Origin of the sequence: Tardiphaga sp. (assembly GCF_028290785.1) — a bacterium.
Lineage (GTDB): Bacteria > Pseudomonadota > Alphaproteobacteria > Rhizobiales > Xanthobacteraceae > Tardiphaga.
On record NZ_JAQGJD010000130.1, the window covers coordinates 1 to 10,209 of the forward strand.

The following is a 10,209-nucleotide window of genomic DNA, read 5'->3' on the forward strand; positions in this document are numbered from 1 at the left end:
CGACGTGCGGATCCTCGAAAGTGATCCAGTCGATGGCACCCAGATCGACGTCGTAATCATTGGCGAGAATCCCGCGCAGCCACGCGCCTGTTGTCGTCGTGAAGGAGCGGATGCCGACGCGCTTGCCCTCGAGGTCTTTTGGCGTAACGATCCCGGATGCCGGATTGGTGACGGCAAACGAATGCTGAAACCGCGCCATCATCACGTCGGGCAGCAGCACCATCGGCTTGTCGTGGGCTTTGGCCATCAGGAAGGTGACAATGGCCATTTCCGCCACATCGAAGGCGGCGTTGCGGACCATGGGCTTGAAACCCTTGTTGGTCGGCGAATAGTCCGCGAACTGCATTTCGACGAGATCGGACGTCACCGTGCCGGATTTCAGCGCCGCGGTGTGCGGGTGGTCGCCTAGCAGCACGCGGAGCTTCATCATGGCGCGACCCTACGCGTCTTCAGGTTTGTCGACATAGACGAGGCCGGCCTTCGCGAGTCCCTCGCGCATGCTGTACATGTCGAGGCCAAGCACGCCGGAAGCGAGCATCTTGCGCTTGTCCTCCTCCAGCGCCGCGCGCGCCTCGCCCTTGTCGGCGACATCGGCGGCGTCCTTGCGCGGGATCACCACCACGCCGTCTTCGTCGGCAATCACCACGTCGCCGGGATTGACCAGCGCGCCGGCGCAGACCACGGGCACGTTGACCGCACCGAGCGTCGCCTTGACCGTGCCCTTGGCAGAGATCGCCTTCGACCACACCGGAAAGCCCATCTCGCGCAGCGTCTTGATATCGCGGCAGCCGGCATCGATGATCAGGCCGACGCCGCCCCGCGCTTTCAGCGAGGTCGCCAGCAGATCGCCGAACATGCCGTCGGTATTGTCGGTCGTGCAAGCCACCACCAGCATGTCGCCGGGCCGGCACTGCTCGATCGCCACATGCAGCATCCAGTTGTCACCGGGCTGCGCCAGCACGGTGATCGCGGTGCCCGCGGCCTCCGCGCCGGACCATACCGGACGCATGTAAGTCTTCATCAGACCGAAACGGCCATAGGCCTCGTGCGAGGTGGAGACGCCCAGCGCGCCCAGGCGTTTGACGACATCGGCATCAGCGCGCTGGATGTTCCTGACAACGACGGGTTTCATGCCAGTACCTCCAGGGTCATCGGGAACAGGCGCTGATAGGCCTCGCCATAGGTCATAGCCGCTCCGGTGTTGCGGCCGCCCTGCATGCCCCGCTGCAGGGCCACGCGCTCGTAATATGCCCACAGATGCTTTTGCGCCGCGAGTATTTCGAACGTCTTGCGCTTGATGTCCCAGACTTCGTCGATGTTGAGGATAACCTGCGGCTTGAAATTGCACATTTCGGGCTGGTGCGGTTCGAACAGGAACACCGGCGGCGCCGAATAGTTGTATTCGGCCTCCGGCTTGTGGCCCATCGCCTGGGCGATGATGCGGGCCTCTTGAGCTGCGGCAGTCGCGGCGGGATGATCGACGTTGTAGGGATCTTCCAACGAATGCGTCAGCACGAAGCTCGGGTTGAGTTCGCGGTAGATGTCGATCAGCCGCTCCTTGTGCGCCTCGGTCAGGTGCAACGGATAGTCGCCAGCATCAAAGAACTCGATCTCCGCACCGAGCGACGCCGCAGCGCGCTCCGCCTCGTCGCGCCGGCCGGCCTTCACCTTGGCCAGCGTCATGCCCTCCTGCTTCCAGGCGAACTGGGATTCGCCGCGCTCACCATAAGCGAGGCAGACGATCTTGACCTTGTAGCCCTTCTTGGCGTGCAGCGCGATCGCACCGCCGGCACGCCAGACGAAATCGCCGGGATGCGCGGAGACGACGAGGCCGGTTTTTTGCTTCGACATGGGTATTCCTGTCTTCACTTGCTGTCGAAATCGAACAACCGCGCGGGGTTGTCGACAAGAATTTTCTGCTGCACGTCCGCGTCCGGCGCGAACAGCGGGATCAGGTCGATGAGGTCGCCGTCATTCGGCATCGCCTTGACGTTGGGATGCGGCCAGTCGGTGCCCCAGATCACGCGATCCGGCGCGGTCTCGCAGATCTTTTTCGCGAACGGCACCGCGTCGGTGAAGGGTGGGCCCATTGACGTCACGCGCTCGCAACCGGACACCTTGACCCAGCATTTTTCGTCGCGCTGCATCAGTTCGATCAGCGTGCGGAACGGCAACTGATCAAGTCCATCCCCTGCCTTAACGCGGCCCATATGGTCGATGGTGTAGCGCACCGGAAGTTTCGCCAGCAGTTCGGCATAGTCCGGCAGGTCGATGGCATCGAAATGCAGATCGACATGCCAGTTCAGCGGCGCAATCATGTCGATGATGCGGTGAAACACTTTCATGTCCGGTGTGCCACCGAGATGGCGCACGAAGTTGAAGCGGCAACCGCGGAAACCGCCATCGTGCAGATCCTGCAAGCCGTTCTCGGTGATGGCACCGTCGAGATTGGCGACGGCGCGAAAGCGGCCTTCGCTGACCTTGATGGCGTCGAGCGCAACGGCGTTGTCGGTGCCGTGCACGCTGGCATTGACGATCACCGCGCGGCCGATGCCGAGGATCCTGTGCAGCTTCTGGAAATCCTCCAGCGGCGCGTCTGGCGGGATGTAGGAGCCGACGTAGGGATATTTGGAACCAGGCCCGAAAATGTGGGTATGCGCGTCGCAGGCCAGCGGCGGCAATTTGAACTTTGGCGTGCGGGTGTCGGGATCGGGTCCGGGAACGGTTGGCTTTGTCATCATGTCCTGTTGGCTTGGATTCGTGACGCGTGAATTACTGTTTGGGGATGCCGGCCTGATCGATCACCTTGGTCCACTTGGCGATGTCATCGACCAGCCGGGCCTTCAATTCTTCCGGTGAACTGGCGCGGGCCTCGATGCCGAGGTCGAGCAATTTCTGCTTCACGTCCGGCAGAACCAGCACCTCGCGCAGCGCGGCGTTGAGCTTGGCGATCACCTCGGGCGGCGTGCCGCTCGGCGCGAACAGCGCATTCCAGGACACGACGTCGTAGCCGTTCACACCGCCTTCCAGCAGCGTCGGCACGTCCTTCAGGATTACCGAGCGGGTTTCCCCGGTGGCGCCGATGGCGGTGATCTTCTGGTCGAGCAAAGCCGATTTCATGCCGACATAGTTGTCGATCATGACATCGATATCCTTGCGCAGCAGACCGACGATGACTTCGGGCGTACCGCGATAGGGCACGATCTGGAAATCGACGCCGGCGACCGACTTGAGCAGCGCCGCGGACAGGTTCTGCGTGCTGCCGACGCTGATGGTGCCGACATTGAGCTTGCCGGGATTTTCACGGGCGAACTTGATCAGATCGGCCAGAGTTTTGTACGGCGATTCCACATTGGTGCCGACGACGAAATCGAAGAAGCCGATGCTGGAGATCGGCGCGAAATTCTTCACTGGATCGTACGGCAGGCTCTTGAACAACGGAACGCTGACCGCGGTGCCGTTGCTAAGCAGGGCCAGCGTGTAGCCGTCAGGCGTGGACGACAGCACGGCACGCGCCGCGGCGACGCCACCGGCGCCCGGCATGTTCTCGATGATCAGCCGCTGCCCGAGCTTGTCGCCGAGGCTCTCGGCCACGATGCGCATGGTGATATCGGCGACGCCGCCGGCGGCGAACGGCACGATGACCCGGATCGGCCGGGTCGGGAAATTCGACTGCGCCTGCGCGGGCGTCATCGACCACGACAAGAGCGCAGCGCCGAAAATCAGAGAGAAAGCCGCCAGTCTTCTTGAGAACCCGCGCGTCATCGTCATGAATGCCTGCCAGACGCTTGATGCGTCCATCCCTGTGTTTTCTGTTTTGGCCGGCGCCGCCGCACGACTTGCGAGGCGCCAGGGTCGTCCTGGCATCCCGATTAGCCAATTCCGATATATGAAACAAATGAGATTTGTAGCTTAATCAGGCGCTCCCCTGCATATATCGCGCAGTGCCGCCTATCCGATGGTCTGGAAATACGCCTGGATCAAATCGATCAGCGCCTGCGCCGGCTTGCTGACCGGCAGGCCGCGCTTGACGACGATGCCCACGGTGCGGCTGACGCTGGGATTGCGCATCGGCAGCGCGACCAGTCCGGCGGTGCCCTGGGTGGCCACCGCGATGTTCGGCACCACCGCGACACCCAGCTTCTCGAAGACCATCCCCACCGCTGTCTGCAGGTGCTGCACCTCGTAGCGCCAGTTCAGGGCGTCGCGGCGATCTCCCAGCGCATCGTCGATCAGCGCGCGGTTGCCGGCCTGCGGGCTGATCCGGATCAGCGGCGTATCGGCCAGATGCGACCACGCCACGAACTTGCGCTGCGCGAGCGGGCTGTCCTTGGTGCAGAGCAGGACGAAGCGCTCCTTGATCAGCGGCGTCACCGCGAGATCCCAGATGTTCATGGCGATGATGGTGACGCCAAACTCGGCCTGGCCGGACTGCACCAGGGTGGCGATCTCCCCGGCGGAGTTGTCATGGATCTTGATCGAGATGCCGGGATAGGCGGCATTGAACTGCTTCAGCACCCGCGGCAGGTGATAGGCCGCGATGGTCGGCAGGCAGCCCAACGCGATGTGCTCCTGCCGCTTGCGGCCGCGCGCCCGCAACAGATCGATAGAATCGCTGAGTTCGCCGATCATCCGCCGTGCCGTCGGCAGCAGCTCCAGCCCGGCGGGGGTCAGGGCCACCTGCCGGGTGGTGCGGGCCAGCAGTTGCAGTCCCAGATCCTCCTCCAGCTTCTTGATGCGATGGCTGAGAGCGGTCTGCGACAGGTTGAGGTGCGCGGCCGCGCGGGAAAAGCTGCCGCGTTCGGCGATGCTCAGGAACGCCTGCAGCCCTGGAAAATCGATGCGCATGTGTTCCGCCAAGGCCGGTCAAAAAGCCGGTACAGCCGGCCTCACAGAGGTACCGCGGCGCCGACTCGCGGCGCAAGCGGCACGACCGGTCCTTTGGCTCGAGGTTTGGTTAACACGCCGTAAGCTGGTCGGAGACGCCGCCGCGCTGCGCAGCCTATTGTTTTGTCTGCCGATTTTTACGAACGGCGGGCAGCGACGATACAATGGAGTGGCCGTCTCTCCGCATTGCAACCTAGGCGTTTAGAGACGACGGCGCGGTTCTTTAACAATTTCTCCAGTCCCTACCCTGCATAGTCCCCTGAACCGGGGCGCGACAACGCGATTTTTCAATATGACCGATATGAGCGCAGCGGCGTCGTTTGGACGCATTATTTCCGTCAGGGGCTCACTGGCGCGTGTGGGCCTGTTGGCGCTGAGCCAGATGGCCCCCGCCGAAGCCCGCGGCACCGTCGGTCGTTTCGTCAGCATCCGCTGCTCGAATTCGACCATCATCGCCATGATCACCGAAGTGTCGTGCGAGAGCCTGCCGGCCTCCGACCTCTACATCGCCACCGCCTCGGTCGATCTGCTCGGCGAGATCTTGGGCGCGCCGGAGCGACCGAAGTTCCAGCGCGGCGTCACCAATTACCCGACCATCGGCGACATCGTCGAGCTGATCTCCAATCAGGAGCTGCGCACGGTCTATGCGCCCACCGGCTCCGATCAGATCAATGTCGGCACGCTGCAGCAGGACAAGTCGGTCATCGCTTATGTCGATGTCGAGGAAATGCTGAGCAAGCATTTTGCGGTGCTCGGCTCTACCGGCGTCGGCAAATCGTCGGGCGTGTCGCTGCTGCTCAACGAGATCCTGCGCGTGCGCCCGAACCTGCGCATCTTCCTGCTCGACGTGCACAATGAATACGGCCGCTGCTTCGGCGACCGCGCACTGGTGCTCAATCCGCGCAATCTGAAGCTGCCGTTCTGGCTGTTCAATTTCGAGGAAATCGTTGATGTGCTGTTCGCCGGCCGCCCCGGCGTGCCGGAAGAGCTGGAAATTCTCGGTGAAGTCATTCCGATCGCCAAGGGCGTCTATACGCAGTATCAGAACTCCGATCGTATCGGCCTGAAGCGCGTCGATCCGAAGACCATCGGCTACACCGCCGACACACCGGTGCCTTACCGCCTGGTCGATCTGATTTCACTGATCGACGAGCGCATGGGCAAGCTGGAAAACCGCTCGTCGCGCATCATCTACCACAAGCTGATTTCGCGCATCGAAACGGTCCGCAACGACCCGCGCTACGCCTTCATGTTCGACAACGCCAATGTCGGCGGCGACACCATGGCGGAAGTGATCTCCTATCTGTTCCGGCTGCCTGCCAACGGCAAGCCGATGACCATCATGCAGCTCGCCGGCTTCCCGGCCGAAGTGGTGGACTCCGTGGTCTCAGTGCTGTGCCGCATGGCGTTCGATTTCGGGCTGTGGAGCGATGGCGTCTCGCCGCTGCTGTTCGTCTGCGAGGAAGCGCATCGCTACGCTGCGGCGGACCGCAACATCGGGTTCGGGCCGACCCGCAAGGCAGTGTCGCGGATCGCCAAGGAAGGCCGCAAATACGGCGTCTATCTCGGCCTGGTGACGCAGCGTCCCGCCGAGCTCGACGCCACCATCATCTCCCAGTGCAACACCCTGTTCGCGATGCGGCTGGCCAACGACCGAGACCAGGCCCTGCTGCGCTCCGCCGTGTCCGACGCGGCCGCCAATCTACTGTCGTTCGTGCCGTCGCTCGGCACCCGCGAAGTACTGGCCTTCGGCGAAGGCGTGGCGCTGCCGACCCGGCTGCGCTTCAAGGAAGTGCCCGCGCACCAGTTGCCGCGTTCCGAGGCCACGATCTCGACCGTGCCTTCGGTCGCCGCGGGCCATGACATGCATTTCGTCAGTGCGGTGCTGGAACGCTGGCGCGGCGCCACGTCGCACCGCGACGTGCCGAACGATCCCGGCTTCACCGAACGCCCGATCGCGCGCACGCTGGAAGCCCCAATGCTGCAGCCCTCGCTCGGCCTCGACCCCGACCGCTTCTCGCTGCTGAAGAAGCCGCTGCGGTAGCGGCTTCTCGCCGCCGCCATCATCCCCTATGGTTCGCCGCCTGCGCATCACGCGCCTTGACGGACCCTGCCGATGACCCAGCCAATCACAACACGCTTTCCAGTGCCCGCCATAGACACCCTGCCCGACGACATCCGCACGCGCATTCTCGCGGTGCAGGAAAAATCCGGTTTCGTGCCCAACGTTTTCCTGTCGCTGGCGGGGCGGCCCGACGAATTTCGCGCCTTCTTCGCCTATCACGACGCGCTGATGGACAAGGATGGCGGGCTGACGAAGGCCGAGCGCGAGATGATCGTGGTCGCCACCTCCGCCGCTAACCAGTGCCACTACTGCGTCGTCGCCCATGGCGCGATCCTGCGGATCCGCGCCAAGAACCCGGAGATCGCCGACCAGATCGCGGTGAACTACCGCCGTGCCGACATCACGCCGCGGCAGCGCGCCATGCTGGATTTTGCGATGAAAGTCAGCCGCTCAGCGGAAACCGTTTCAGAGGCGGATTTCGCTGAAGTTGCCGACCACGGCTTCAGCGACGACGATATCTGGGACATCACCGCCATCGCGGCGTTCTTTGCGCTGTCCAACCGCATGGCCAATGTCACCGGCATGAAGCCGAACGCCGAGTTCTACATGATGGGCCGATTGCCGAAATAACGCGACACCTTCAGCAAAGGATATGCATCGTGCTCGACTGGTCGGAGATCGTGTTGCGGCTCGGCCTCGCCGCGCTGGCGGGCGGCGCCATCGGGCTCAACCGCGACTTGCATGGCAAGCCGGTCGGGGTCCGCACCCTGTCGCTGGTCAGCCTGGCCACCGCGATGGTCGTGGTGCTGGCCGACCCGATAGGCCATGGCGGCTTCACCGACGCCGGCAGCCGGGTGATCCAGGGCATTCTGACCGGCATCGGCTTTCTCGGCGCGGGGGTGATCTTCCACGCAGAAAAACATTTTCGGATTCGCGGCCTGACCAGCGCCGCCTGCACCTGGCTGACGGCCTGCATCGGCATCATGTGCGGCGCCGGCCAGTGGCGTATCGTGACCGTGGCCCTGGCGATCACCTTTATCGTCCTGCTGACCGGCGGTCGTATCGAACGCAGCCTGCACCGCCTGCTCGGCGGCAAGCCGGACCACGACCTGGAAGAGCCGGAAACAGTTGCTCAGTCCTCCGACGCCGGCCCGCACCAGCCCGGCAAGTAGATCGCGTCCTTGCTCTTGGCGAGGTCGAGCGCCTTCTCCATCGCCTTTTCGAAGTCGGCCTCGACGTCCTTTCGCGACAGCCGGCGGCGCAGTAAGTCCGCCCACAGAAATTCGCTGAACGGCGTGATGTCCTTGGCGTAGCCGCCGGCGCGCCGCAACTCGCCGGCGAGGCTGCGGAACGGATCGTCCTTCAGCTTGGCGATCGATTTCGGGATGTCGTTGAAATGATGCCGCACGCCGCGGGCGTCGTACGGATAGACCCAGCGATGGTTGTCGAGCACGCCCCAGAACGCGTCCTTATCGACCATGGTGAGATCGGCGACCACGGTGACCAGGATGTCCTTGACGCCCTCGTCATGGAGCGCGCGGGCGAGGTGGTGGTGGTCGATCACATAATGGTTATGGTCCGGCCCCAGCACCACGGGGATCATGTGCTTGCCGAGCGATTCCGCCTGCTTACGCTTCGACTTCTGCTCACGCCAGCGCTTGCGCTTCTCCTTGACCTCCCGCATCCCCACCGTCATCTGAGTCGGCCGCAGCGACAGGATCGGGATCGGCTGCAGCAGCGGCTCACGGGTATTGGCCATCGGGCGGGTCTCCTTCGGTTGCCGCATCTGTGCCATGCGGAGTTTGGCTAAACGACACACGGCGAACGTGCTATTTTGTAAATCAAATATCGCAGACCAAATATCGCAGACTTGGCAAAGATGAAAACCCAGCAGCCGGTCATCAGCGAGGACGACGAGCACCGCGTACTCAAATTCGTACCGCGGACCTCGGCGACCGCACCGCACCCGCCCGCTTCTGAAGCGGCCGACGATCTGTCACGCTATGAAAAAGCCCCCGACGAGCCCGACGACTTCCGTCACCGCATGATGGCCAATGCCGTCGCCTTCACCCTGACCGCCGCCCTCATCGGGATCGGAATCTGGCTGGCCGTCAGCATCGCCGACCTCCGCAAGACCCAGGATTGCGTGTTGATCGGCCGCCGCGACTGCGCCCGTATTTCGGTGCCGCAGAGCTGAGCCGCCCCCGGGGAGTCATCCACCGTCCGAAACCCGCTGGTGAGCAGGTGCTCAACTGCCATTGAACTGAGGGCCTCCCTCCGTTATACGGGCAATCGACTCCTTACGGCGGGCAGGGCGTTTCGGGCCAAGGCCCCCTCTTTCCGCGCCGCTCTGGCAATTATCTTTAATCTATCAAAGGCTTAATGATGTCCACCACATTCGACCAGGTCGCTACAATCATCGCGGAAACCTGCGACATTCCCCGCGATACGATCACGCCGGAGAGCCACGCGATCGACGATCTGGGCATCGACAGCCTGGACTTCCTCGACATTGCCTTCGCCATCGACAAGGCATTCGGAATCAAGCTGCCGCTGGAAAAATGGACCCAGGAGGTCAATGACGGCAAGGCAACCACCGAGCAGTATTTCGTCCTGAAGAACCTCAGCGCCCGCATCGACGAACTGGTCGCGGCCAAGGGCGCGTAACGCCCTCATGAACCTCGAATATTTTCATCTGATCGACCGCATCGCCGACCTCAACGTCGGCGAGAGGACCATTACGGTTGAAGCGAACGTTCCGGAAAAAAGCACCATCTTCGAGGGGCATTTTCCCGGCTTCCCGCTGATGCCGGGCGTGCTGCTGATCGAAGCGATGGCGCAGACGTCGGGATGGCTGGTGATCGCAATGAACAAGTTCGAGCGCATGCCGTTTCTCGCCGCGGTGAAGGAAGCCAAGATGCGCACCTTCGTCACCCCCGGCGAGCAGTTGATGATCGAGGCCAGCATCGTGCACGAGGGCTCCGGCTTCGCGATGACCGCGGTCAAGGTCAGCGCCAAGGGCAAGATGGTCTGCAATTCCACGCTGACCTTCCGGCACGTCCCGTTCCCCCATCCGGACTTGCGCGGGCACATGGAAACCATGGCCCAACGGATCGGCTTCCCTACCGAGGCGATCGCCGAGGAACGAAACAATGGCTGAAACGCGACACGTGAATTCCGAACCGGTGGAAGCCTGGATCACCGGCATCGGCCTGGCGACGTCCCTGGGCGAAGGCCCGGACGCGCATTGGGATGCG

At 63.1% G+C, this 10,209-nt stretch carries 13 protein-coding genes; 6 read left to right on the forward strand and 7 right to left on the reverse strand.

What is annotated here, in order from left to right; genetic code table 11:
• The 6 genes from JWR89_RS07605 to JWR89_RS07630 all read right to left on the reverse strand — a co-directional run.
• A partial coding sequence (locus tag JWR89_RS07605) for an ABC transporter substrate-binding protein (protein ID WP_299713858.1) occupies positions 1–430 on the reverse strand: 430 nt, incomplete at its 3' end.
• Between the two features lie 9 nt (positions 431–439).
• Positions 440–1,132, reverse strand: coding sequence for a 4-carboxy-4-hydroxy-2-oxoadipate aldolase/oxaloacetate decarboxylase (locus JWR89_RS07610; RefSeq protein WP_299713860.1), 693 nt, complete (start codon positions 1,130–1,132; stop codon positions 440–442).
• A complete protein-coding gene (locus JWR89_RS07615; RefSeq protein WP_299713863.1) occupies positions 1,129–1,851 on the reverse strand; it encodes a PIG-L deacetylase family protein in 723 nt (240 codons plus the stop codon). The genes JWR89_RS07610 and JWR89_RS07615 overlap by 4 nt, the downstream gene beginning before the upstream one ends.
• A 14-nt stretch (positions 1,852–1,865) precedes the next feature.
• Positions 1,866–2,741, reverse strand: a complete 876-nt coding sequence (locus JWR89_RS07620; RefSeq protein WP_299713865.1) for an amidohydrolase family protein — start codon at positions 2,739–2,741, stop codon at positions 1,866–1,868.
• A 31-nt stretch (positions 2,742–2,772) separates the two neighbouring features.
• Positions 2,773–3,801, reverse strand: a complete 1,029-nt coding sequence (locus JWR89_RS07625) for a tripartite tricarboxylate transporter substrate-binding protein (RefSeq protein ID WP_299713868.1) — start codon at positions 3,799–3,801, stop codon at positions 2,773–2,775.
• A 150-nt stretch (positions 3,802–3,951) separates the two neighbouring features.
• Positions 3,952–4,848, reverse strand: a complete 897-nt coding sequence (locus JWR89_RS07630) for a LysR family transcriptional regulator (protein WP_299713870.1) — start codon at positions 4,846–4,848, stop codon at positions 3,952–3,954.
• Positions 4,849–5,179: 331 nt separating this feature from the next.
• Between JWR89_RS07630 and JWR89_RS07635 the strand changes: the two genes are divergently transcribed.
• The 3 genes from JWR89_RS07635 to JWR89_RS07645 all read left to right on the forward strand — a co-directional run bounded on the left by JWR89_RS07635 (position 5,180) and on the right by JWR89_RS07645 (position 8,124).
• Complete coding sequence (locus JWR89_RS07635; RefSeq protein ID WP_299713873.1) at positions 5,180–6,931, forward strand: DUF87 domain-containing protein; 1,752 nt, start codon at positions 5,180–5,182, stop codon at positions 6,929–6,931.
• Between the two features lie 72 nt (positions 6,932–7,003).
• Positions 7,004–7,582: a peroxidase-related enzyme gene (locus JWR89_RS07640; RefSeq protein ID WP_299713874.1), complete on the forward strand. Its 579-nt coding sequence runs from the start codon at positions 7,004–7,006 to the stop codon at positions 7,580–7,582.
• A gap of 29 nt (positions 7,583–7,611) precedes the next feature.
• On the forward strand, positions 7,612–8,124 hold the full coding sequence (locus JWR89_RS07645) for an MgtC/SapB family protein (RefSeq protein WP_299713877.1): 513 nt from the start codon (positions 7,612–7,614) through the stop codon (positions 8,122–8,124).
• Here the strand turns inward: JWR89_RS07645 and JWR89_RS07650 are convergent.
• On the reverse strand, positions 8,085–8,711 hold the full coding sequence (locus JWR89_RS07650; RefSeq protein ID WP_299713879.1) for a ParB-like protein: 627 nt from the start codon (positions 8,709–8,711) through the stop codon (positions 8,085–8,087). The two genes, JWR89_RS07645 and JWR89_RS07650, sit on opposite strands and share 40 nt — an antisense overlap.
• Before the next feature lie 120 nt (positions 8,712–8,831).
• Between JWR89_RS07650 and JWR89_RS07655 the strand changes: the two genes are divergently transcribed.
• The 3 genes from JWR89_RS07655 (at position 8,832) to JWR89_RS07665 (ending at position 10,112) form a co-directional block, all read left to right on the forward strand.
• A complete protein-coding gene (locus JWR89_RS07655) occupies positions 8,832–9,149 on the forward strand; it encodes a hypothetical protein (protein WP_299713881.1) in 318 nt (105 codons plus the stop codon).
• Between the two features lie 188 nt (positions 9,150–9,337).
• Positions 9,338–9,619 (forward strand): acyl carrier protein, encoded by a 282-nt coding sequence (locus JWR89_RS07660; protein WP_143573138.1) that lies wholly within the window; start codon positions 9,338–9,340, stop codon positions 9,617–9,619.
• 7 nt (positions 9,620–9,626) lie between these two features.
• The gene (locus JWR89_RS07665; protein ID WP_299713886.1) at positions 9,627–10,112 is read left to right on the forward strand and encodes a 3-hydroxyacyl-ACP dehydratase FabZ family protein; all 486 of its coding nucleotides are present in this window, start codon (positions 9,627–9,629) and stop codon (positions 10,110–10,112) included.
• Positions 10,113–10,209: the final 97 nt, after the last annotated feature.

Coding starts and splice junctions, on each gene's coding strand:
- JWR89_RS07665 (WP_299713886.1), top strand. CDS start 9,627: ATGAACCTCGAATATTTTCATCTGATCGACCGCATCGCCGACCTCAAC.
- JWR89_RS07655 (WP_299713881.1), top strand. CDS start 8,832: ATGAAAACCCAGCAGCCGGTCATCAGCGAGGACGACGAGCACCGCGTA.
- JWR89_RS07640 (WP_299713874.1), top strand. CDS start 7,004: ATGACCCAGCCAATCACAACACGCTTTCCAGTGCCCGCCATAGACACC.
- JWR89_RS07625 (WP_299713868.1), bottom strand. CDS start 3,801: ATGGACGCATCAAGCGTCTGGCAGGCATTCATGACGATGACGCGCGGG.
- JWR89_RS07660 (WP_143573138.1), top strand. CDS start 9,338: ATGTCCACCACATTCGACCAGGTCGCTACAATCATCGCGGAAACCTGC.
- JWR89_RS07635 (WP_299713873.1), top strand. CDS start 5,180: ATGACCGATATGAGCGCAGCGGCGTCGTTTGGACGCATTATTTCCGTC.
- JWR89_RS07620 (WP_299713865.1), bottom strand. CDS start 2,741: ATGATGACAAAGCCAACCGTTCCCGGACCCGATCCCGACACCCGCACG.
- JWR89_RS07650 (WP_299713879.1), bottom strand. CDS start 8,711: ATGGCCAATACCCGTGAGCCGCTGCTGCAGCCGATCCCGATCCTGTCG.
- JWR89_RS07610 (WP_299713860.1), bottom strand. CDS start 1,132: ATGAAACCCGTCGTTGTCAGGAACATCCAGCGCGCTGATGCCGATGTC.
- JWR89_RS07615 (WP_299713863.1), bottom strand. CDS start 1,851: ATGTCGAAGCAAAAAACCGGCCTCGTCGTCTCCGCGCATCCCGGCGAT.
- JWR89_RS07630 (WP_299713870.1), bottom strand. CDS start 4,848: ATGCGCATCGATTTTCCAGGGCTGCAGGCGTTCCTGAGCATCGCCGAA.